The sequence below is a fragment of the Mycobacterium sp. 3519A genome, from assembly GCF_900240945.1.
Classification (GTDB): domain Bacteria; phylum Actinomycetota; class Actinomycetes; order Mycobacteriales; family Mycobacteriaceae; genus Mycobacterium.
This window is the reverse complement of record NZ_OESG01000012.1, coordinates 621,643-645,656: the sequence shown is the minus strand read 5'-3', so window position 1 is coordinate 645,656 and position 24,014 is coordinate 621,643. Positions and strand designations below refer to the sequence as shown.

The following is a 24,014-nucleotide window of genomic DNA, read 5'->3' as shown; positions in this document are numbered from 1 at the left end:
CCATTGGGCGTGTGCGCGCATTTCTGATGAGGCAACCGGGTTGTGGATAACTTTGTGCGCGGGTCGCCTGTTGCCTCATGTCAATATGCGCGCGTAGGGGGGATTCGTTGCCTCACGTAATTGTGCGCGCTTGTTGGTTGGTCGGTGGGCTGTGGGTTGGGCTTTGCTGGTGGCGAGGGCGGTGAGTTGGGCGGTCAGGGCTTGAATCTGGCGTTGGGTCGCGGCTGGGTTGATGAGGGAGTAGGTCCGGGTCATCGCCACGATGCGGTCAACGGTCATGGTTGGGTGATCGATTGCGCGATGAAATGGGGTGGTGGCGGTGTCGTGTTTCTTGGACACCTTGGCGCCGTGGCGGATCTTGTAGATCAGCTTCTGCTGAGGGTAGAAGTAGTTGGCTAGCTTGGAGTGCAACTGCCAGATCTCGTTGAGTAACAACAGTTCTGCAGCGGTGTCGTAGCGGTGGTAGCCGACAACTGTGCGTACGACCGCCCAGTTCTTCTGCTCGACGTGACAGCCGTCGTTCTTATTGCCCGGCCGTGCCCGGGTGAAGGTGATTTGGCGGCCTTGGCACCATTGGAGTAGGTGTTCGTTGATGAACTCCGACCCGTTGTCGGAGTCCACGCCCAGCAGTGGGAACGGCATTCTGCGGGCGATGTCATTGAGTGCGACCAGAACGCATTTGGCGGTCCTGTCGGGTACGGAGCGATTCTCGATCCAGCCGGTGGCGATGTCGGTGACCGTCAACGTATATGCATGGTTGGCAGCTCGGCTGCCCCCACCGTCGTGCCAGACCAGGTCGATCTCGACGAAGCCTGGCTGGGAGTCGTCCCAGTCCGCCCAAGTGCGCACCGGGATTTGGCTTTTGATCAGTGATCCCGGTTTTGTCCCTGCGCGTCCTTTGAGCCGATGTTTGGCTCGCTCACTGGCCAGGCGGCGATCGATGGTGGCCGCCGACATCGACGCCAGCAGCACTGCGGTGTCGTCGTCGATGTTCAGTTGTCCGAAATAACGCAGCACTGCCACCAGCTCACCCAACATCGGGGCGAGCCGTTTGCCGGCGGGCATTCTGAGCACTGTCCAGCAGATCGTCAGCGCGGCGATGACATCGGGACCGTACTTCACTGGCCGGGGACTGCGTGGGGTCAACACCTTGGGTTGCAGCGCCGCTGCGAGCGCCTTGCGGGCGTGGTTTCGGTGCCACCCGGTGTTGGCGCATAACTCGTCGAGAATGCGACTCTTGCCGCGCTTACTCGCCAGCTGGTAGCGGGTCGCGATCGTCTCGGTGATTGCTCTGCGCTGCGCCAATGTCAACCCCATCCACTGGGCGTACGCGCGCATTTTCGATGAGGCAACGAATCACCTTTTCGCGCGCATATCTGGAGAGTCAACGCGGGTCGGGGTGGCCTGGCAGTGTCGAACCTATGTTCGATAGGTCGGCGGGGGGTTTGGTCGCCGCGATCGAGGACACTGTGCGGGACGAGTCGGTGTTGATGGCCCGCCGGTGTGCGGCGATCGCAGCACTGTTGGCGCTGCGCACCGGCGAGGCCGAGGCTGCGGATCCGGATCCGGGGTGGTCGATGATCACCGGGTTCGCCCGTACCACCGCCGAGGTGTCGGCGGCGATGAACATGACCGCGCGCGGTGCGCAGCATCTGGTGGCCCAGGCCGAGGCACTGGACACCCGGCTGCCGCAGGTGGCCGCACTGCTGGCGGCCGGGGGCACGGATTGGCGCGCCGTGGAGCAGGTCATCAAACGCACCGAACTGGTCGAGGACGCCGTGTCGATGGCCGCGCTGGACACCTTGCTGGCTGAGCGGATCGGGTCGTGGTTGTGCTGGTCGCGCCAGCGCATCATCAACGCCGTGGACGCCGCGGTGCGCCAGATCGACCCGGCAGCGGCCAAGGAGCGTCGGGTGCGCGCCCACAATGAACGCCACATCCACCTCAGGCCCGGCCCGGATGGGATGGCCCAGTTGCGCGCCACGCTGCCCGCGCCGGTGGCCGCGATCGTCGACAAACAGTTGGCGGCGATGGCCACATCGGTGTGCGGCAAGGATCCACGCACCATGGATCAGCGGCGCACCGATGCGTTGTGGGCGCTGGCCGAGCGCCGCGAGCTGAGCTGTGCCTGCGGGCGACCCGACTGCCCCGCCACACCGAATCCCGACCCCGACCGGCCGGCGAGTCCGGCGAGCGTGGTGATCAACGTGATCGCCACCGAGGCCACCGTGGCCGGCGAGGGCCAGCAGCCCGGCTATCTGGAGGGCTACGGGGTCATCGACGCCGAGTTGGTGCGTGAGTTGGCCGAGCACGCCATCATCCGCCCGGTGGAGTGCCCGGACGTCTCTGAGGAGCAGGCGCACCGCTATCAGCCCTCGGCGGGGTTGGAGAACTGGATCCGGTGTCGGGATTTGACGTGTCGGTTTCCCGGCTGTGACCGTAAAGCCTGGATCTGCGACCTCGACCACACCCAGCCGTTCAACCACGCCAACCCCGCCGCGGGCGGGTTGACCGTGGCCGAGGATCTCAGTTGTGAATGCCGCGAGCATCACCGGCTGAAGGTGCGCCGTGAGGCGCGTGTGTTCCGAATGGGGGTGAGAGACCCCGATCCTCGGGTTGTCGCAGTGATCTGAGTGAAGCTGAGGGCAGCCGGATCTGCTGGGAATGGGCGGGTTTGGTGGCAAGCGGCCCTGACAAAGCCGCGGCGGTCCAGTACTGCCAGATGGACTGTGCGCGCGGCGAGCAAGACGAGAAGGCATACGCGAGGAACCAGTGTTGGAGGCCTCGTTAGGTGGAACCGACCCCGAATCTGGCGGATGTGGGTCGGTGCGTGATGCACGTTCGGTGACTTTTGGTGTCCGAACGTCCGGCGGCCATCCCGGCCAGGGGTGGACGCTGGCCGACGATGAAATCAGCTGCGAAGTAGTCGTCGGGGTCACCGGGGTATAGCTGGGTGCCTCCCTCGTCGATCGGAATGCATGTGAACACGGGAACCGCTGCGCGGCTGCCCTTCCCGCATTTCAGCCAGGAGTGCGGCGGGTAGGTGTCATTGCCCACTGATGGCGTGTAGCGGGGCGGAGCCGTCGTAGTACTCCGAGGCCGGGAAAGCCGGTCACATGGGGAAGGGCGGCAGTAGATCAGCAATGTTGGGAGTGCAATGTCAGAAGATGCGCCGGTGAATATCGGTGCCGCGTTGGAGCGTCCGTTCGCGGCGGCCCAGCAGGTACTGAGGATGCAGACCAAGTTGCATCGTTGGGCGGCCGCCGAGGGTGGTCGTCGGTTTGATGATGTGTTCAACCTCGTGGCCGACCCGTGTTTCCTCGTTACGGCGTGGGAACGGGTCCGGGAGAATCGCGGGGCCAAAACGGCGGGAATTGATCGGGCGACGGTGCGCTCGATCGAAGCCTCCGCCGACGGTGCGCAAGGGTTTCTGGAGGATCTGCGGGGGCAGTTGAAGGCCCGTACTTTCACTCCAGTTCCGGTGCGGCGGGTCGAGATTCCCAAGACTGGCGGCAAGGTCCGCAAGCTGGGCATCGCGACTATCGCGGATCGTGTCGTGCAGGCCTCGCTGAAATTGGTGCTGGAACCGATCTTTGAGGCCGATTTTTCGGCGGCCAGTTATGGGTTTCGGCCCGGGCGACGCGCCCAGGACGCAATCGAGGCGATCCGCTTCAACGCCCACCACGGCTACACGTGGGTGCTGGAGGCCGATATCGCCTCGTGTTTCGACGAGATCGATCACACCGCCCTGACGGGCCGGGTTCGTGGCCGTATCACCGACAAACGCGTGCTGGGGTTGGTCAAGGCGTTTCTGAAAGCCGGTGTGCTCGAAGAAGCGTCCTTCGTTCGCGACAGCGTCGCCGGTACTCCCCAGGGCGGCATCCTTTCGCCGTTACTGGCCAATATCGCCTTGTCGGTTCTCGATGACCACTTCGAGGTCACATGGAAGGCCCGCACCAACGACACCGCCCGCAGGCGGCATCGCCACCGCGGAGGAGCGACCTACCGGCTGGTCCGGTACGCCGACGACTTCGTGGTCATGGTGTTCGGCACCCGCGAACATGCGGTGCACATCCAGGGCGAGGTGGCCGACGTGCTGGCATCACTGGGGCTGCGGTTAGCCCCGGAGAAAACGCATGTCGTGTCCATCGACGAGGGGTTCGACTTTCTGGGGTTTCACATCCAGCGACACCCCCAGAAAGGCAGCCACCGGTCATATGTCTACAGCTATCCGTCGACCAAATCGATGGCATCGATTCGTCGCCGGATCAAGGCCATGACCACACGCAGTAGCACCTACCACTCCCCGGCAGTCTTGTTTCACCGGCTCAACCGGACGGTGCGGGGATGGGCCCAGTATTTCCGGCACGGCAGTTCTAGCGCCGCCTACCACGACATCGGGCACTACCTGTGGTGGCGGGTCTGGGGATGGATGCGCGACAAACATCCGCGCACCCGCAGGCGCGAGCTCTTCCGTCGATACCACGTGGATCGAAAACCGGAATACGCCGGAGTGCAGCTCTACAACCCGGCCTCGATGCGCATCCAGCGTTATCGCTACCGCGGCAACAAGATCCCCACTCCCTGGAATCCATCAGCCGTCCCTGCGTGATCTATGGAGAGCCGGATGCGGTGAAAGTCGCACGTCCGGTTCGGGGGCGCGGCCCCGGGAAATAGCCCCTGAGAAATCCGGGACACTACGCCCGGGGTCGACGCCTACACCTTCCACGGCGGGCCGGGCGGGTGGCGCGATAAACAGTTACCCGACGGCCGCATCGAGTGGACCTCACCGACCGGACGCACCTACACCACCAGCCCACTGGGCTATGACCTGTTTCCCCAACTACGCCAAGCCTGCCGAGCACCCACCGGAGGTAAACGCAGCAGAGCCAAAGACCTCGCCGCGCGGATCAACCGCGCCCGCGCCCACCTGCGCGCCCAACGACCGGTCAACGCCGAGAACCGCCGGGTCAACTACGCCATCCGCCGCGAGATCGAACTCCGCAAGTGGCGCAACCAATCCCGACGCTACCTGATCCTGTTCAAAGGCGAACAACACAGCACCAGCCCCTGGTGCACCTGGCTCAACGAACCCTTCGAACCCGAAGAACTCCCACCCGACTGGAAACCACCACCACCCACACCCACCACCAACAACGACGACCCACCCTTCTAACGCGTCGAACGATAACGCCGTTCGGGTCGGCCGACGCCGTATTGCAGCCGCAATTCCAGCGCGCCGGTACTGAGATAATGCTCGAGGTACCGGCGCGCGCTGACCCGCGAAATCCCCACCAGCTCAGCGCATTCGGCGGCAGACACCTCGCCGGCGTCGCGGACCGCATCCAGTACCAGCCGACCCGTCTCGGCGCCGAGCCCCTTGGGCAGCACCTCCTGCGGTGTAGCGGCGGGCGGTCCGCCGAACAGCGTGTCGATCAACGACTGGTCGACACCGCCCGCCGACTCCAGCGCATCCGCGCGGGCCGCGAATGCCTCCAGTTTGGCCTTCAATTGCGGAAATTCGAACGGTTTGATCAAGAAGTCCGCTGCCCCGCCGTCCAGCGCACCCTTGACGGTGTCCAGTTCGCGGGCCGCGGTGATCATGATGACGCCCACCCGGTCGCCCTCGGATCGCAACCGCTGCAACACTTCCAGGCCGGTCATATCGGGCAGGTACACGTCGAGCAGGATCAACTGCGGGTTCAACTCGCGTGCCGCGGAGAGCGCCTCTGCGCCGGTGCGGGCCACACCCACCGCGCGGAAGCCGCCGACCTGTTCGACGAACCGGCGATGGATTTCGGCGACCATGAAATCGTCGTCGACCACCAGTACGTCACGCATGCGCGGCCCCCTCCGTCGCCACCGCGGCTATAGAGACCGGTAGCCGCACCACGAACAACGCGCCACCGGCAGGCCCGTCGCTGACCTCCACCGTCCCGCCGTGCTGCGCGCTGACCAAACGGACCAACGCCAACCCGATGCCCCGGCCGCCGGGGACGTCGGGTTTGGAGGTCACCCCTCTGGCGAAGATCTCCTCGCGGAGATGTTCCGGCACACCGGTTCCGGAGTCCGCCGCCGTGATGGTCAGCCCGTCGTGGTCTTGGATGGCGACGGTGACTTTGGCCGGATTCGCTCCGACCGAAACGTCGACCGCGTTGTCGATCAGGTTGCCCAACAACGTGATCACGTCCGTGGCGAGCGCCGGATCCAGCGCCGCGAGATGGGAATCGGGCGCGATCTCCAGCGACACGCCGCTCTCGGCGGCCAGCGACGTCTTCGCGATCATCAACGCGGCGACGGCGGGGTCGGCGATCCGCTGGGTGACCGCATCACTGATCTCTGCGCGCCGCCGCGTCAACGTGCCGACCAGATCGCGCACCGAGTCGTACTCACCCAACTGCACCAACCCCGAGATGGTGTGCAGTTGGTTGGCGAATTCGTGCGTCTGTGCCCGCAGCGTGTCTGTCACGCTCTTGTGCGACGACAACTGACCTTGCAGCGCAGCCAGTTCGGTGCTGTCGCGCATGGTCGTGACAGTGCCGATCTGCTGCCCCTGGCTGGTCGCGGCTCGCCTGTTCAACGCCAAAACCCTTGTTCGGGTGGCGATCACGACATCGCGGCCGTCCTCGCCCGACAACAGGAACTCCACGATCGCGGGCTCGAGGCCCACGCTGTCGGCGCGCCGCCCCACGGCCGACGGCGACACCCCCAGCAACTCCTGGGCGCTGTCGTTGAGCAGCGTGATGTCACCCTCGTTGTTTACCGCGACCACACCCTCACGGATGCTGTGCAGCAACGCCTCTCGATGTTCGGCGAGGCCGGCGATCTCCGCGATCTCGAGTCCACGTGTGTGCCGTTTGATCCGCCGCGACAGCAGCCACGACGCCAGCATGCCCAACGCCGCGCCGAGCCCCAGATAGATCAGCAAGCGCTCGCCCGCGCCGCTGAGCAGTTGCCAGATGGACGGATACGGCTCGCTCACCGACGCGACCGCCAACACGTCGCCGTTGGTGGACAGGATCGGCACCTGGCCGACCAGGCTGTGCACCCTGTCGATGGTGTCGTCGCCGAACCACGCCCGGCCTTCGTCGGCGCGACTCGGTCCCAGGTCCATCCGCTGGCCGATGCGCGAGGGATCAGACGATGCGCGCACGGTGCCATCCGGGTTGAGGATCTCCGCCAGGTCCGCACCGGAAAGCGCGACCGCGCGGTCCACCTCGGGCGCAAGCACCTTGCCGGCGAACGGGTCGGCGTAGCGGTCACGCACGACGGGCGTCGACGCCATGTTCTCGGCGACGGCGATCATCCGCTGACCGCGCACGTCACGGAACTCGCGCGTCGATTGCGCCACCGACACCGCGGCGACCGCGACCAGCACGATGGCGACGACCAGCAACTGGAACACCAGGAACTGGCCCGCCAGGCTACGGATGCTACGGACCGGGGATCTCATTGTTCACAACGACCAATACTTCCTTTGCGTACTCATCGGTGACGTGGGTCACTGTGGGGTCCAGTATTGCTGAGCATCACAACTGAAGTGATTGGGGACAACCAATGTTGCGACGGCATCAAATGATGACCGGCCTGATCGTCGCGTTGATCGCCGCACTCGTGCTGTCGGCCTGCGGCGTCACCAGAGGCAGCGAGGCACCGGGCCTGCACCGGCTTCGGATGATGGTGCCGAACAGCCCCGGCGGCGGTTACGACCTCACCGCGCGCACCGCGGTGAAGATCATGGAGGACGACGACATCACCGGCCGCGTCGAGGTCTTCAACGTCATCGGCGCAGGCGGCACCGTCGCGATGGCGCGGCTGATGAACGAAAAGGGCAACGACGACCTCATGATGACCATGGGGCTCGGCGTCGTCGGCGCCACCTACACCAACGGATCCAAGGCCCGGGCATCCGATGCCACCGCGCTGGCCAAACTGATCGAAGACCCGGGCGCGATCTTCGTGCCTGCCGATTCGCCGTTCAAGACGGTGCAGGACTTCGTCGCGGCGTGGCAGGCGGACCCGTCGAAGGTGACCATCGGCGGCGGCTCCTCACCCGGCGGACCAGACCACCTGTTCCCCATGGAACTGGCCAAAGCCGTTGGGGTGGAACCCAAGTCGGTCAACTTCATCACATACGACGGCGGCGGCGACCTGTTGACCGCCCTGCTCGGCAAGAAGGTCACGGTCGGCACGTCCAGCCCCGGCGAACTCATCGATCAGATCGAGGCAGGCCAACTGCGGGTGCTCGCGGTGTCGAGTGACAAGAGGGTCGAAGGCGTCGACGCGCCCACCCTCAAGGAGTCGGGCATAAACCTCACCTTCGCCAACTGGCGCGGAGTTCTTGCGCCGCCGGGCATCTCCGACGGCGCCAAACAAGCGATGGTCAAGGTTCTCGAAGACCTGCACAGCACACCCCAGTGGAAGGAGGCGCTGGTGAAGAACGGTTGGACCGATGCGTTCGTGACCGGTGCACAGTTCGAACAGTTCCTGAAGGACCAGGACAACCGCGTCTCGTCGACGCTCACCGAATTGGGGCTGATATGACCGACCTGCCCGCGAAAACAGTTGACAAGGCCCAATACATCGTCTGTGTGGTGATGGTCGCTGTCGGTGCGTTCCTGATCTACGACGCACTCAGCCTCGAGGCCGGCTTCGCCAAGGTCGACCCAGTCGGACCAAGGCTGTTCCCGATCGGCATCGGCGGCATCCTGATTCTGCTGGCAATCGTTCTGGCCGTTGCCATTCCGCGCGGCTCGGTGGGCGAGGCGGACGCGGGCGAGGACGTCGACCCCACCACCCCCGGCGACTGGCGCACTGTCGGACTGCTCGTCGGGCTGTTCGTGGCAGTCATCGTGCTGGTCAACCCGCTGGGCTGGGCGATCACCGGCACCCTGCTGTTCGCGGGCGCGGCCACCATCCTGGGCAATCACCACTATGTGCGGAACATCGTCATCGGCGCGGTGCTCTCCGTCGCCAGCTTCTACGCGTTCTACTCCGGGCTCGGAATCCCGCTGCCCGCAGGCATTCTGGACGGGATTCTGTAGATGGACAATCTGAACTGGCTCCTGCAGGGCTTCGAGCAGGCCGCGACGCCCACCAATCTGCTCTACGCCGTCATCGGGGTGCTGCTCGGCACCGCCGTCGGCGTGCTACCCGGCATCGGCCCGGCCATGACGGTCGCGCTGCTGCTGCCGGTCACGTACAACGTCAGCCCGAGTGCGGCGTTCATCATGTTCGCAGGCATCTTCTACGGCGGCATGTACGGCGGGTCGACCACGTCGATCCTGTTGAACACGCCCGGTGAATCGTCGTCGGTGATCACCGCGATCGAGGGCAACAAGATGGCCAAAGCGGGCCGGGCCGCACAGGCCCTCGCGACCGCCGCCATCGGGTCTTTCGTCGCGGGTGCCATCGGCACCGCGCTGCTCGCTGCGTTCGCGCCGCCGATCTCCAGGTTCGCGGTGACCCTCGGCGCGCCTTCGTATTTGGCCATCATGCTGTTCGCGCTCGTCGCCGTGACGGCCGTGCTGGGTGCGTCGAAGTTGCGCGGCGCGATCTCGCTGTTCCTCGGCCTCGGCATCGGCGTCGTCGGCATCGATTTCCTCACCGGTCAACCGCGGGCGACGTTCGGACTTCCGCAGTTGTCCGACGGCATCGACATCGTCGTGATCGCCGTCGCCATCTTCGCTGTCGGCGAGGCGCTGTGGGTCGCCGCGCATCTGCGTCGCCGACCCGCCGAGGTCATCCCGGTCGGCAGGCCGTGGATGGGCCGCGACGACTTCAAGCGGTCGTGGAAGCCGTGGCTGCGCGGCACCGCGTTCGGATTCCCGTTCGGCGCGCTGCCCGCCGGTGGAGCCGAGCTGCCGACGTTCTTGTCGTACATCACCGAGAAGCGACTGTCGAAGCATAAAGACGAGTTCGGCAAGGGCGCGATCGAAGGCGTCGCAGGGCCGGAAGCGGCCAACAACGCCTCCGCCGCAGGCACATTGGTGCCCATGCTGTCACTCGGCCTGCCCACCAACGCCACCGCGGCCGTCATGCTCACCGCGTTCGTGTCGTACGGAATTCAGCCCGGCCCAACGCTTTTCCAGAAGGAGCCGCTGCTGATCTGGACACTGATCGCCAGCCTGTTCATCGGCAACTTCCTGCTGCTGGTGCTGAACCTGCCGCTGGCGCCGCTGTGGGCCAGGCTGCTGCGCACCCCGCGGCCATACCTGTACGCAGGCATTCTGTTCTTCGCGACGCTCGGCGCGCTCGCGGTGAACGTCCAGCCGCTCGACCTGGCGCTGCTGTTGGTGTTCGGCCTGCTCGGGCTGATGATGCGACGCTTCGGCCTACCGGTGCTGCCGCTGATCATCGGCGTCATCCTCGGTCCGCGGATCGAACGTCAGTTGCGGCAGGCCCTGCAACTGGGCGGCGGCGATTGGAGCAGCCTGTTCACCGAGCCGGTCGCGATCGTCGTGTACGTGCTGATGGCGATCCTGCTGCTGACCCCGTTGGTGCTGCGTTTGATGCACCGCAGCGAGGAAACACTGCTCGTTGTGGAGGACGACGCGGACCAGAAGGAGAAGGCGGCGCAGGCATGATCGTCATCGGATACAGCGCCGACGCGTTCGGCCGCGCAGCGCTGGAGCACGGGATCGCCGAGGCCAAGGTGCGCGGGACGACGCTGCACGTGATCAACTCCACGGCAGGCAACGCCTACGTCGACGCCCACTTCGCGCAGTCCGGCGAGATCCACAACATCGAAGAGCGGTTGGCCGACTGCGGCGTCGAGTACCAGCTGCACCAGCCGGTCGGGGTCGATCCGGCCGAAGAGCTGCTCAAGGCGATGGACCGCCCCGAGGCCGAACTGCTGGTGATCGGCATCCGCCACCGCAGCCCGGTCGGCAAGCTGCTGCTGGGCAGCATCTCGCAGCAGCTGCTCCTGGAGTGCCCGAAACCGGTGCTGGCGGTCAAACCCGACGAGCTGTAAGCAGCGTTCATGGCGGGCAAGCCGTATGTGCTGACGGGCGAAGGCTGGCCCTATCTGCTCGTACCGCTGATCCCGGTCGCGATCGTCCTGGAGTTCACGCACGCCGACGCCGTGCTGGTGTTCTTCGCCTCGGCGCTGGGCGTGATTCCGACCGCCGCGCTGATGGGCCGTGCCACCGAGGAACTGGCCGCGCGGTCGGGTCCGGGGATCGGCGGCCTGCTCAACGTCACGTTCGGCAACGCGCCCGAGCTGATCATCGCGCTGTTCGCCCTCAGCGCCGGGCTGCAGGAGGTGGTCAAGGCCTCACTCGTCGGCTCGATCCTGGGCAACATCCTGCTGGTCCTGGGCATGTCGATGCTGGCAGGCGGGCTGAAACGGGAGCGACAGCACTTCGAACTGCGCGCCGCCACCGCGCAGTCACTGATGCTGCTGCTTGCCACGGTCGCGCTGGTGATGCCCGCGATCTTCGAGCTGGTCGCGGGCGGTGGGCTGCCCAGCCCGACGGCGAAGGCGGTGGCGTTTCCCAGCGACCTGCAGGCGCTGTCGGTCGGCGTCGCGATCGTGCTGCTGCTGTCGTACGCCGCCGGGCTGGTGTTCTCGTTGAAGACCCACTCGCACCTGTTCAACCCGCACGGCGACGACGACCACGACGGCGAACCGTGGTCGGTGCGCAGAAGCGTATTGATGCTGGCCATCGCGGGTGCCGCGGTCGGCTGGATGTCGGAAATCCTGGTGCACTCCATCACCGAGGCGTCGGACGCGATCGGGCTGTCACCGTTCTTCGTCGGCGTCATCGTGGTGGCGATCGTCGGCAACGCCGCCGAACACTGGGTCGCGGTGTACTTCGCGGCCCGCGACAAGATGGACATCTCGATCAACATCGCGGTGGGATCGGCGGCGCAGATCGCGCTGTTCGTCGCTCCGGTGCTGGTGCTGGCGTCGTTTTTCATCGGCCCGTTCCCAATGGCTTTGGTGTTCAACGGCTTTGAGATCGGCGCCATCTTCCTGGCGGTCATCATCGCCAACGAGGTCACCCAGCGTGGCGAGTCGACCTGGTACGAGGGGTTGCAGCTGCTCGCCATCTACGCTGTGGTCGGGCTCACGTTCTATTTCGTCTGACCTGGGCACACGCCGCTCACCGCGGCGCTTGTGACCGGGTGAGGATCAGTTTTCACCGCGATAACGTCGCCGCAAAGCAACGCGAAACATAGCTCACCCACCATGGCCTCATGGCGGTGACCAGGACGGCGTGCTCGTACTGCGGCGTCGGCTGCGGCATCGAGGTGCACACCGCCGAAAAGGACGGCAAACCCGTCATCGCCCGCATCCTCGGCGACAAGCTGCACCCTGCCAACTTCGGCCGACTGTGCACCAAGGGTGCCACCCACGCCGAGATGATGGCCGCCGACGATGACCGACTGAAGTCCGCGCTGCTGCGCCCGACCCGCGACGACGAACCCGTCCCGACTCCGGTCGACGACGCCGTCGCCGAGGCGGGCAGGCGGTTGCGTGAGATCGTCGACGAGCACGGCCCCGATGCGGTTGCGCTCTACGTCTCCGGTCAGATGTCGATCGAAGCGCAGTATCTGGCGACCAAACTGGCCAAGGGCTTCATCCGCACCGTGCACATCGAATCGAACTCGCGGCTGTGCATGGCCAGCGCGGGTACCGGCTACAAGCAGTCGTTGGGCGCCGACGGGCCGCCCGGCTCGTATGACGACTTCGACTGCACCAATTTGTTTTTCGTGATCGGGTCGAATATGGCGGACTGCCACCCGGTGCTCTATCTCCGGATGGTCGACCGGCTCAAGGCGGGCGCGAAGCTGATCGTCGTCGACCCGCGCCGCACCACAACCGCCGAACGCGCGGATCTGTACCTGCAGATCAAGGCGGGCACCGACCTGGCGCTGCTCAACGGGATACTGCACCTGCTGGTGGAAAACGGCGACATCGATGCGGATTTCATCGCGGCCCACACCACCGGCTGGGACGGTATGCCCGCGTTTCTCGCCGACTATCCGCCGGACCGCGTCGCCGCGATCACCGGTCTCGCCGAATGCGACGTCCGTACCGCCGCGCGAATGATCGCCGACGCGGGGGAGTGGATGAGCTGCTGGACGATGGGACTCAACCAGAGCACACACGGCACCTGGAACACCAACGCGATCTGCAACCTGCATCTGGCCACCGGCGCGATCTGTCGGCCGGGCAGCGGACCGATGTCTCTAACGGGTCAGCCCAACGCGATGGGCGGGCGCGAAATGGGCTACATGGGGCCGGGTCTTCCGGGGCAGCGGTCGGTTCTTTCTGCTGACGACCGAGCCTTCGTCGAGACCCAGTGGGGGCTGCCTGCAGGCACCATCCGCACCGACGTCGGCCCGGGCACCATCGACATGTTCTCCCAACTCGCCGACGGCACCGTCAAGGCGTGCTGGATCATCTGCACCAATCCCGTTGCCAGCGTTGCAAATCGAGGCACGGTGATCGCCGGTCTGCAGAAGGCGGAGTTGGTCATCACCCAAGACGCGTACCGCAGCACCGCCACCAACCACTACGCGGACGTCGTGCTGCCCGCCACGCTGTGGGCCGAATCCGACGCCGTGATGGTCAATTCGGAGCGCAATGTCACGCTGCTGCAGCAGTCGATCCCGGCCCCTGGCCACGCGCGGCCCGACTGGCAGTTGATCTGCGGTGTCGCAGCGCACATGGGATTCGGTGAGCACTTCGCCTACCAGTCCAGCGAGGAGATCTTCGACGAGATCCGCCGGTTCGCCAATCCGCAGACCGGCTACGACCTGCGCGGAGCCAGCTATCAGCGGCTGCGACAGACACCGGTGCAGTGGCCGTGCCCTCCGGACGGCGACGCGCGCAACCCGATCCGGTATGTCAGCAGCGGTGTGTTGACGTTCCCGACGCCGTCAGGACGCGCGGTGTTTCACACCCGGCCGCACATGGAGGCCCGCGAGCTGCCGGATGACGACTTCCCGCTGGTGCTCAACACCGGTCGGCTGCAACACCAGTGGCACACCATGACCAAGACCGGCAAGGTCGACAAACTCAACAAGCTCGACAGCGGGCCCTTCGTCGAGATCCACCCGGTCGACGCCGCAGGCCTCGACATCGTCACAGGTCAACCTGTCGAGCTCACGACGCGTCGCGGCAGGGCGGTGCTTCCCGCGGTGGTCAGTGACCGGGTGCGACCGGGGAACTGCTTCGTGCCGTTTCACTGGAACGACGAACACGGCGACGAGCTGACCATCAACGCGCTGACCAACGACGCGGTCGATGCCGACTCCCTGCAACCCGAATTCAAGGTCTGCGCGGTCAGTCTGAAGCGGGTGAAGCAGGCGGACCCATTGGGTCTCGACGTCTCCAAGCCAGCCGTGACGGGCGACGAAAAGATATATCTGGCGGCGTTTTTCAGTGGACTCGCCGAAGGTGTCAGCGGCGTGCCGGTGCTGCCTGCTTCCGCCCCGGTGGCCAGAGACGTCCGATTGTGGATCGACGGCTTGCTGGCGGGCCGCTATTCCCGCACGCCTGCACCGTCGCAAGCGCGCCCCGTCAAGGCCGGGCCGCTGGTGTTGTGGGCGTCGCAGACCGGCAATGCCGAGGACTTCGCCGCGCGACTTGCCGGCCGGCTTGGCGACTCGCAACTGGTCAACATGGACGACATGGAGTTGGCCGAATTGGCCGCCGCCAAGGACGTGCTGGTGATCACCAGCACCTTCGGCGACGGTGGACCGCCGGACAACGGTGCCGGGTTCTGGGACCGCCTGCATTCCGCTGACGCGCCTGCGCTGGACGGTGTTCGGTACGCGGTGCTGGGCATCGGGGACCGGTCGTATGCCGATTTCTGCGGGCACGCCAAGGCCATCGACGGCAGGCTCGCGGCGCTGGGCGCGACGCGGATGCTGGAGCGCATCGAATGTGAGGCATACGACGATGCGCCGATGGACAAGTGGGCCGACCAGGTGGCCGCGCTGCTAACGGGCACCGTCAGCGCACCGTCGATCGTCAAGCGCGGCAAAGTGGCAGAGCCGTTCACCCGCGCCAAGCCGTTACTCGCGCCGCTGAGCCGCAACGTGGTGCTGACGGCGCAGACATCGCGAAAAGAGGTGCGGCAGTTCGGATTCGACGTCTCCGAATACGACGTCAGCTATGCCGTCGGCGATTCGTTGGGGGTGTATGCAACCAACGATCCCGCGACGGTCGACGCGTGGCTGGCGGCCACCGGGTTGAGCGGCGACGTGTCGGTGGAAGTGGACGGCAACGAGCAGAGCCTGCGCGACGCGCTGATCATGTCGTACGACATCTGCCGGGTGACGCCCGACCTGCTGCGGTTCGTCGGCGCGCCGAAAGTCAACCGCGACAAACTCGCGAAGTGGCTGGTGAACCGCAACGGGCTGGACATCGTTGCGGAGTTCGCCGTTCGCGCAGCACCCGACGAGTGGCAGGAGGTGCTCGTCCGACTGACGCCGCGTTGCTACTCGATTTCGTCGAGCCCGCTGATCAGCCCGAACGAGGTGCAGGTGACAGTGTCGGTGGTGCGATACCGCGGTGTCGACGGCGGCCAGCGCGGCGGGGTGTGCTCGACGTTCCTGGCCGACCGGGCAGCGGCGGCGCCGGTGTTCCTGCAGCGTTCGCCGCACTTCCGTCCGCCGGAAGACGGTGGGACGCCGATGATCATGGTCGGCCCGGGGACCGGCGTCGCGCCGTTCCGCGGCTTCCTGCAGGAGCGCCGCGCACTCGGCCACAGCGGCCGCAACTGGCTGTTCTTCGGCGACCGACACCGCAGCGAAAACTTCTACTACCGCGACGATTTGGAGGACATGGTCCGCGACGGTTTCCTCAACCGGCTGGATCTGGCGTTCTCGCGGGATCAGGCCGACCGGGTGTACGTACAGCACAAGATGCTCGACTACGGCGCCGACGTGTGGCGCTGGCTCGACGACGGCGCGCACATCTACGTGTGCGGAGACGCCAACAGGATGGCCAAGGACGTCGACGCGGCGTTGACGTCGATCATCCGGCGGCACGGGTCGATGTCCGACGAGGACGCCCACGACTACAAGCGTGAACTCGTGGCGTCGAAACGCTATGTGCGCGATGTCTATTGAGAACTGTGTGGCCGGCCGATGTGCGCTTCGGCGCGCATCCGATCGACCATCCAGGGGTAGTGCAGTTCGAACGCCGGACGCTCGGAACGGATGCGGGGCAGCTCGGTGAAGTTGTGCCGCGGCGGCGGGCAGCTGGTGGCCCACTCCAGCGAGTTGCCGTAACCCCAGGGGTCGTCGACCATGACCGGCTCGCCGTAACGCCAGCTCTTGAACACGTTCCACACGAACGGGATGGTCGAAACGCCGAGGATGAACGCGCCGATCGTCGACACGATGTTCAGCGTGGTGAACCCGTCGGTGGGCAGGTAGTCGGCATACCGGCGCGGCATGCCTTCGTCGCCGAGCCAGTGCTGCACCAGGAATGTGGTGTGAAAGCCGATGAAGGTCAGCCAGAAGTGCAGCTTGCCCAGCCGCTCGTCGAGCAGGCGGCCGGTCATCTTCGGGAACCAGAAGTAGATGCCCGCGTAGGTGGCGAACACGATGGTGCCGAACAGCACGTAGTGGAAGTGCGCCACCACGAAGTAGGAGTCGGTGACGTGGAAGTCCAGCGGCGGGCTGGCCAGCAGCACACCGGAAAGACCACCGAGCAGGAAGGTGATCAGGAAGCCGACCGAGAACAGCATCGGTGTCTCGAACGTCAACTGGCCCTTCCACATCGTGCCGATCCAGTTGAAGAACTTGATGCCGGTCGGCACCGCGATCAAGAACGTCATGAACGAGAAGAACGGCAGCAGCACCGCGCCGGTGGCGAACATGTGGTGGGCCCACACCGCCATTGACAGTGCGCCGATGCTGAACGTCGCGTAGACGAGTGTGGTGTAGCCGAATAGCGGCTTGCGTGAAAAGACCGGCACCACTTCGGTGATGATCCCGAAGAACGGCAACGCAATGACGTACACCTCGGGATGGCCGAAGAACCAGAACAGGTGCTGCCAGAGAATCGTGCCCCCGTTGGCCGGGTCGTAGATGTGCGCACCGAGGTGACGGTCGGCGGCCAAGCCGAACAGCGCGGCCGTCAACAATGGAAATATCAGCAGGACCAGGATCGAGGTCACCAGGATGTTCCAGGTGAAGATCGGCATCCGGAACATCGTCATGCCGGGGGCGCGCATGCAGACCACGGTGGTGATCATGTTGACGCCACCGAGAATGGTGCCAAGACCGCCGACTCCGAGGCCGAGGATCCACAGGTCGCCTCCGGGACCAGGGCTGTGCATCGCGTTCGTAAGGGGGCTGTAGGCCGTCCAGCCGAAATCGGCCGCGCCGTTGGGAGTGATGAAACCGCTCAATGCGATCAGGGCGCCGAAGACGAACAGCCAGAAACTCAGTGCGTTCAGCCGTGGGAAGGCGACGTCGGGGGCGCCGATCTGCAGCGGCAGCACCAGGTTGGCGAACCCGAACACGATCGGGGTCGCGTAGAACAGCAGCATCGCCGTGCCGTGCATGGTGAACAGCTGGTTGAACTGCTCGTTGGACAGGAACTGCAACCCCGGCAATGCCAGCTCGGTACGCATGAACAGCGCCATCAGCCCGCCGATGAAGAAGAAGATGAAGCAGGCGACGCAGTACATGATGCCGATCATCTTGTGATCGGTCGTCGTGATGAGCTTGTAGACCAGGTTGCCCTTGGGGCCGAGCCGCGCCGGGAACGGGCGACGGGCCACCAGTGTTTCAGCCGAAGGTGCTTCCGTCGTCATGTACGTCCCCCATCGATGGCGCACCTCCATTCACCACCGGCGCCGACACGCCCCGCAAGGGACTTAGGTCACCGTTGTGGGATCGCCCTAAGAACCGCGCGGGTGAGTCGGCCGAATTCGCCGGCGCCGCCCGCGACGAGTCGCTTGGCATCCAGTCCCGCAACGTCCTTCATGGCTGCGCTGCCGAACTTCACGTGGTGTCCGTCGTTCAGCACCGCCTCGACACCGAGGAGCGCCCTTCGCGCCGGCTGCCGGTGCCCCGTGCGCTCGATCGCGTCGGCCACGTTCCCGTCGCACTCCATGGCCACACACGACAGTCCAGCGGCCCTGGCCGCAGCAGCCACGTCGCGACAGGCCGCGTCGCCGCCCGCGCTGACGCTCATGTTCTCAGTGTCGATCGCAATGTCGGTATCGCATCCAATGCGCGGAGCCGGCAAGGTATTTCGACGCCCCGAGAGTGCTGCTGTCACCGCGTCACCAAACTTCTTGAGGTCAGGCTCGGGGTGCACTGGCGTGGGCAACATGACGCCGGGGTTGAGTAGGTCGTCGGGATCGAATGCGTGCTTGATCGCCAGGAACGCTGCGAGCTCTGGCGGGGTGAACACTCGACGCATCAGGTCCCGCTTCGCAGTACCGATTCCGTGCTCACCGGTGAGCGTGCCACCGAGTTCGAGCGCCGCATCGGCGATCGCCTCAGCGGCCGCCTCCACAGTGCCGAGTTCGTCTGGGTCATAGAAAAGAACCGGGTGCAGGTTTCCATCGCCGGCATGCCCCAGGATCATGGCGTCCAATCCAGCGCCTGCCGCGATCTCTGCGCTGCGAGTCATCAACTCGGGCACCCATTGGCGGGGCACCGTTGAATCACAGATGTAGTACGCCTTACCCACCTCGCGCACCGCGAATCCCGTCGCGAGCCGACCCGCCCATAGCGCCGCGCGTTCGGCCTCGTCGACCGCGGTACGAAGCTCGTGATCCCTTCGCCGCAGGATGTTTTCGATCACAGGGGTGTCTCGGCCGACCTCATCGTGTGTGCCGTCGAGTTCGACAATGAGCATCGCGGCCTTGTTCAACGGATAGCCGGACGGCAGATAGCCCTCCATGACCTCCATGGCCCGCTTGTCGCACAGCTCCAACGCGGCTGGAAGTACCCCCGCGGCAATGATCTCCGACACCGTATGTGTGGCTTCCTCGACGCGGTCGAAGGACACCAGTGCTGTCCAACGCGCTGCCGCGATCGGTATCAGGTTGAGGACCGCACGAGTGACGACGCCAAGGATGCCCTCGGACCCGATCACCACACCGAGTAGGTCGACGTCGTCATCGTCGCTCAAGGTGACCACGCGGCCGTCGCCCAGCGCGACGTCCAACGCGATCACGTGGTGGAACGTGACCCCGTACTTGATACACGCGGGGCCGCCCGCGTTTTCGGCTATGTTGCCGCCGATCGTCGAAATCGGGGCGGACGCTGGATCTGGCGCGTACACCAAACCTTGCGCGAGGGCGGCGGCCTTGAGATCGGCGTTGACTACCCCCGGCTCGATGACCGCGCGACGTGCTTCCGCGTCGATGTCGAGGATCCGATTCATTCGTGCCAGATCCATCACGAGGGCGTCGTCGCCCGGTGCGACCGCCGCCGACAGATTCGTCGCCGCGCCGCGTGGGACGACTTTGATGCCCCGCCCGCCGGCATAGTCCAGCAGTGCCGCGACGTGATCGCTCGAAGTAGGTCGCACGACCGCGAGAGGTACACCGCGTTGGGTGACGAAGTCTGTTCCGGCCGCGAGGCGGGTAGACGCGTCTACCGAGACCGCGTCGGGGCCGATGAGCCTACGAAGATCCGATTCGAGCGCGCCCCCTGACATGACCTAATTGTCTCGTCCTCCAACTGGGATGCGGCTCGGTTTGTGAGACTGTCCCGATGCGGTTCTCGGGACAGGTCGCGATCGTCACGGGTGGGGCACTCGGCATCGGTGGCGGCATCAGCAGGCGACTGGCCGTGGCGGGTGCGCATGTCGTACTCAACGACATCGACGGCGAGGCGGCGTCGGCCACCCGCGACGAAATCACCGCACGGGGCGGATCATGCACCACCGTCGTCGGGGACATCCGCGACCGCGACGTCGTGACTGCAGTGACCAAAACGGCTCTGGCCGTTGCTGATTCACGTATCGACATCCTGGTCAACAACGTCGGCGACTTTCGGCCCGCGGCCCGCGACTTCCTGCACAGCACTGAGGAGCAGTGGCAGACCCTCTACGAACTGAACCTGCTGCATGTGCTCCGCATGTGCCACGCCGTATTGCCCGCGATGGTCGAGCGGGAAGGAGGCGTGATCGTCAACAACGCGACCGTGGAGGCGTTTCGCGGCATCCCGTACGCCGCGCCGTATGCGGCATTCAACGCGGGCGTGGTGGCGTTCACCCGCAGCCTGGCAGTCGACGTCGCGCAGCACGGGATACGGGTCAACGCGATCGCCCCGGACCTCGCCGACACCGCGCAGACGCCCGCCGCGCTGATGCTGCGCGGCCGCGACCCCGACTTGATCAGGACGTGGATCCCGGTCGGCCGGTTCGGCAGGCCCGACGACTACGCGGCCGTCGTGGAGTTCCTCGCGTCCGACGACGCCCGCTTCGTCACCGGGCACACGATCCCTGTGGACGGCGGCACGCTGGCCGCTGCGGGGTGGTATGCCCGTGCCGACGGCAAGGGCTGGACGAACATGCCGAACGAGGCATGAAGGTGTGATGGCGGAATCGTTTGGCTTCCTAAGACCCGCCGCTGTCACCGCCCGACGACGCCGAGGGCGATTCGCCGCTCACGGTGTCACCGTCGGCCTCGTTGTTATGGCGACCCCGACCCATGTGGCGCACCGGATCGCGTATCTGCTTGCCCACCTCGAGCGAATCGCGCACCGCCGGCCGACGTTTCATTGGCCGCACAATGGGCTTCGGCGTCTCTGCTTTGGCGTCACCGTCCGACGGCTCTGGCGCGCGCACCGCTGCCTTCTTTTTCGTCGACGTCACCCGCTCGGAGCGGGACTGAGTGCCGGTCGACTCCACCGATGGAGAGACATCCGCCTTTCCGCTATTGCCGGCCGGTGCCGCGAGAGTGACCGGCGCAGAAGCGGCGGACGGCAGTCCACCGGCGGCGGGCTTGATCGGGCTGACGGTCGTGGTCGGCGTCTGTCGTGCCGCGACCGTCTGCAGCATCGACACCAGGGTCGCCACATTGGCCACGATCGGCGGGGGGATCGTCGGGATCAGTTTCGACGGGTTACTTACCAGGGCGACGGCGTTGTTCGCGCCTTCGCCGACAGCGGCGGCGAGGTCGGTGACCACCTTCGCCGGGTCTAGCGCCGGAATCAGCCGCGCCCGGGTGGGTTCCCACACCGGGATGCTGCGGTCGTAACCCATTTCCACCAGTACCCGGAAAAACGGCTCGACCACATCAATCAACCCTTCGGGCACTCCCACCTGGCGCAGAGGTGCGAATAACGGCAGTTCGTCGGTCGGGAAGAAGTAGTAACTGGAGTCGCCGTACGTACCTTGATACGCAGGCGACTTCGTGGGGTCGGCAGGCAGGCCGACGTCGAACGGATACGTGTGCACATAGAAGAACCCCAGCACGGCGTTCAGGTCTGCGACGAAGTTGAGTGGATACAGCGGGAAGTCGGAAGCCATGTCGTACTGGCGGATGACGACGTCGGTGTGGAACTGCGTATCGGTGGGCTCGGCGCTGGTGAACGTACCAAGGAAGAAACTGGGGAAGCCCGGGAACCGCGAATTGAGGCCGCCGTTGGGCACACTCGGGTCACCGACCAGCACAAAGCTGATGTCCGGCGCGGTAGTGCCTTTCGGGTACTGAGCGGCGAGCTTGCGCTTCTCCGCTACTACGACAGCGGCGCCCCCCGACTCGCCGGCAATCACCAGATGGTCATTGCCGTGCGCGGCCATCGCCGCCTCGAGATCGCTCACCCCGGCGGCCACCGCCTGATCGTTGGTGCGGTCGAACAGCCCCGTGAGTTTCCACCACGGTTCGTCCGGCCACAAATTCGGAACGACCTTCGGATCCCCTGTCAGACTCGCGATAAGTCGCAAGATCCCCAGTAGGGGAAAGGAGTCCGTGGGCCCGGTCACCCCGACCGGTGTGAGGGTCTGGCCCGGATGCGTCGGCGTGACGAATCGGTCCATCATGCTGTCAACAAAGTAGGCGTCTGGTGTCGGGCAACCGAGGCCGCACACGACTAACGCCGTCGAATCCGCCGTTAGCCCTACGTTCGGTGACACCGTCGGCGTCGCTGCCGGTACGCTCGCGGCTGCCACTCCCAGTGCGACAGCCAATGCCCCCACACGGCCGACATATTTTGCGGTACCCATCGTCGTCCCCAATCCGTGTCGGCCGACGCTGGTAAACCCGGCCCACTGTGGTGTCGTGCAATACGAGGAATCGTGCTGCCGTGGGGCCGGGCCGAACTCAGTAGCGCACTACTGCACTTTGCTGTCCGCTCCGGCGGCAGCACGTAGTCCGTTCGAGGATGAGGCCGTTGAGGACTTGACTGCCACTTTGCGGTGCCGCGCCGCGGAGCGCCTCGAAAAGCGAGCGCTATCGCTTTCGCACGGCTTGGTCGTGTGTGATTGCGGCTTCGCCGCTCAACACACTCCATCGGCTCGGAAGTGAATGCGAGCATTCACTTCACTCGCCTCAGTCGGGTGTCCGAGGGGGGACTTGAACCCCCACGCCCGTTAATAGGGCACTAGCACCTCAAGCTAGCGCGTCTGCCATTCCGCCACTCGGACCAGTTGGGCAGCTAAGGCTATCGGATGAGACAGCCCGCGCCCAAACCGAACGGTCCTCTCAATGGTACGAATGGTGACTGTGACGCCTCCCCCCAACTCCGAAGACGAGGTGGTCGACCTCGTCAGCGCGCTCATCCGCTTCGACACGTCGAACACCGGCGAACCCGAAACCACCAAAGGCGAGGCCGAATGCGCCCGCTGGGTGGCCGAACAGCTTGAGGAGGTCGGTTACACCACCCAGTACGTGGAGGCAGGCGCACCGGGCCGGGGAAACGTGTTCGCCAGGCTCGAGGGCGCCAACCCCGAGCGCGGCGCGCTGCTGCTGCACGGTCACCTCGACGTGGTGCCCGCGGAGGCCTCGGATTGGAGCGTGCACCCGTTCTCCGGGGCCATCGAGGACGGCTACGTGTGGGGTCGCGGCGCGGTCGACATGAAGGACATGTGCGGCATGCTCATCGCGATCGCCAGGCACTTCAAACGGGCAGGCATCGTGCCGCCCCGCGATCTGGTGTTCGCGTTCGTCTCCGATGAGGAGGCAGGCGGGAAATACGGCGCCCATTGGCTGGTCAACAACCGGCCGGAGCTGTTCGAAGGCGTCACCGAGGCCGTCGGCGAGGTCGGCGGGTTCTCGCTGACCGTGCCCCGCAAGGACGGCGGTGAGCGGCGGCTGTACCTGGTCGAGACCGCCGAGAAGTCGATGATGTGGATGAAGCTGACCGCGCGCAGCTTCGCCGGTCACGGCTCGATGATCCACGACCACAACGCCGTCACCGCGGTTGCCGAGGCCACCGCCAAACTCGGCCGCCACGAGTTCCCGCTGGTGATGACCGACGCCGTCAGCCAGTTCCTGCAGGCCATCACCGAGGAGACCGGCTACCAGTTCGACGTCGACTCGCCCGACCTGGCGGGCACCATCGCCAAGCTCGGGCCGATCGCCCGCGTCGTCGGCGCCACGCTGCGCGACACCGCCAACCCCACCATGCTGAAGGCCGGTTACAAGGCCAACGTCATCCCGGCCACCGCCGAGTCGGTGGTCGACTGCCGCATCCTGCCCGGTCGGCGGGAAGCCTTCGAGCGCGAGGTCGACGAGATCATCGGCCCCGACGTGACGCGCGAGTGGATCACCGAACTGCCGTCGTACGAGACCACGTTCGACGGCGACCTGGTGGACGCCATGAACGGCGCGATCCTGTCCGTTGACCCGGACGCGCGCATTGTGCCCTACATGCTTTCCGGCGGCACCGACGCAAAGGCGTTCATGCAGTTGGGAATTCGCTGCTTCGGGTTCGCGCCGCTGCAACTGCCGCCGGATCTGGACTTCACCGCGCTGTTCCACGGCGTCGACGAGCGGGTACCCGTTGACGCATTGAAGTTCGGCACCCAGGTTCTCGAGCACTTCCTTCTGCACTGCTGACCACCAGAAAGGACG

16 protein-coding genes and 1 tRNA gene are annotated in these 24,014 nt (G+C 65.5%); 10 read left to right on the top strand and 7 right to left on the bottom strand.

Features of this window, described 5'->3' with window-relative positions:
- Positions 1–75: 75 nt before the first annotated feature.
- Positions 76–1,317 (bottom strand): DDE-type integrase/transposase/recombinase, encoded by a 1,242-nt coding sequence (locus tag C1A30_RS05340; protein ID WP_200828197.1) that lies wholly within the window; start codon positions 1,315–1,317, stop codon positions 76–78.
- Positions 1,318–1,421: 104 nt separating this feature from the next.
- On the opposite strand from C1A30_RS05340, the gene C1A30_RS05335 reads away from it, so the two are divergent.
- Positions 1,422–2,633, top strand: a complete 1,212-nt coding sequence (locus C1A30_RS05335; protein WP_160112695.1) for an HNH endonuclease signature motif containing protein — start codon at positions 1,422–1,424, stop codon at positions 2,631–2,633.
- 542 nt (positions 2,634–3,175) lie between these two features.
- Entirely contained in the window at positions 3,176–4,612 is a 1,437-nt protein-coding gene (gene ltrA / locus C1A30_RS05325) for a group II intron reverse transcriptase/maturase (RefSeq protein WP_101947656.1), read from the top strand.
- A 560-nt stretch (positions 4,613–5,172) separates the two neighbouring features.
- On the opposite strand, the gene C1A30_RS05315 is transcribed toward ltrA, so the two are convergent.
- On the bottom strand, positions 5,173–5,841 hold the full coding sequence (locus C1A30_RS05315; protein WP_101947175.1) for a response regulator: 669 nt from the start codon (positions 5,839–5,841) through the stop codon (positions 5,173–5,175).
- Complete coding sequence (locus C1A30_RS05310) at positions 5,834–7,453, bottom strand: sensor histidine kinase (protein ID WP_101947174.1); 1,620 nt, start codon at positions 7,451–7,453, stop codon at positions 5,834–5,836. The genes C1A30_RS05315 and C1A30_RS05310 overlap by 8 nt, the downstream gene beginning before the upstream one ends.
- A gap of 125 nt (positions 7,454–7,578) precedes the next feature.
- Between C1A30_RS05310 and C1A30_RS05305 the strand changes: the two genes are divergently transcribed.
- From C1A30_RS05305 to C1A30_RS05280, 6 genes are all read left to right on the top strand, one after another.
- Positions 7,579–8,544: a tripartite tricarboxylate transporter substrate binding protein gene (locus C1A30_RS05305; protein WP_101947655.1), complete on the top strand. Its 966-nt coding sequence runs from the start codon at positions 7,579–7,581 to the stop codon at positions 8,542–8,544.
- Entirely contained in the window at positions 8,541–9,044 is a 504-nt protein-coding gene (locus C1A30_RS05300; protein WP_101947173.1) for a tripartite tricarboxylate transporter TctB family protein, read from the top strand. Before C1A30_RS05305 ends, C1A30_RS05300 begins: the two co-directional genes overlap by 4 nt.
- On the top strand, positions 9,045–10,586 hold the full coding sequence (locus tag C1A30_RS05295; protein ID WP_101947172.1) for a tripartite tricarboxylate transporter permease: 1,542 nt from the start codon (positions 9,045–9,047) through the stop codon (positions 10,584–10,586). It begins immediately after the preceding gene.
- Entirely contained in the window at positions 10,583–10,975 is a 393-nt protein-coding gene (locus tag C1A30_RS05290; protein ID WP_101947171.1) for a universal stress protein, read from the top strand. Before C1A30_RS05295 ends, C1A30_RS05290 begins: the two co-directional genes overlap by 4 nt.
- A 9-nt stretch (positions 10,976–10,984) precedes the next feature.
- Positions 10,985–12,094, top strand: a complete 1,110-nt coding sequence (gene cax, locus C1A30_RS05285; RefSeq protein WP_101947170.1) for a calcium/proton exchanger — start codon at positions 10,985–10,987, stop codon at positions 12,092–12,094.
- 110 nt (positions 12,095–12,204) lie between these two features.
- Positions 12,205–16,092, top strand: coding sequence for a bifunctional nitrate reductase/sulfite reductase flavoprotein subunit alpha (locus C1A30_RS05280; protein ID WP_200828164.1), 3,888 nt, complete (start codon positions 12,205–12,207; stop codon positions 16,090–16,092).
- Here the strand turns inward: C1A30_RS05280 and ctaD are convergent.
- Positions 16,086–17,789: a cytochrome c oxidase subunit I gene (gene ctaD / locus C1A30_RS05275; RefSeq protein ID WP_101947169.1), complete on the bottom strand. Its 1,704-nt coding sequence runs from the start codon at positions 17,787–17,789 to the stop codon at positions 16,086–16,088. The two genes, C1A30_RS05280 and ctaD, sit on opposite strands and share 7 nt — an antisense overlap.
- Positions 17,790–17,857: 68 nt before the next feature.
- Positions 17,858–19,651: an FAD-binding oxidoreductase gene (locus C1A30_RS05270; RefSeq protein WP_101947168.1), complete on the bottom strand. Its 1,794-nt coding sequence runs from the start codon at positions 19,649–19,651 to the stop codon at positions 17,858–17,860.
- Between the two features lie 56 nt (positions 19,652–19,707).
- Between C1A30_RS05270 and C1A30_RS05265 the strand changes: the two genes are divergently transcribed.
- The gene (locus tag C1A30_RS05265) at positions 19,708–20,526 is read left to right on the top strand and encodes an SDR family NAD(P)-dependent oxidoreductase (protein WP_101947167.1); all 819 of its coding nucleotides are present in this window, start codon (positions 19,708–19,710) and stop codon (positions 20,524–20,526) included.
- A gap of 28 nt (positions 20,527–20,554) precedes the next feature.
- Here the strand turns inward: C1A30_RS05265 and C1A30_RS05260 are convergent, their stop codons facing one another.
- Both C1A30_RS05260 and C1A30_RS05255 read right to left on the bottom strand, forming a co-directional pair.
- Positions 20,555–21,982: a PE-PPE domain-containing protein gene (locus C1A30_RS05260; protein ID WP_235009659.1), complete on the bottom strand. Its 1,428-nt coding sequence runs from the start codon at positions 21,980–21,982 to the stop codon at positions 20,555–20,557.
- 517 nt (positions 21,983–22,499) lie between these two features.
- Positions 22,500–22,585: transfer RNA gene (locus tag C1A30_RS05255), tRNA-Leu, on the bottom strand.
- A gap of 70 nt (positions 22,586–22,655) precedes the next feature.
- Here C1A30_RS05255 and C1A30_RS05250 point away from each other — a divergent pair.
- A complete protein-coding gene (locus C1A30_RS05250) occupies positions 22,656–23,999 on the top strand; it encodes a M20/M25/M40 family metallo-hydrolase (protein WP_101947165.1) in 1,344 nt (447 codons plus the stop codon).
- Positions 24,000–24,014: the final 15 nt, after the last annotated feature.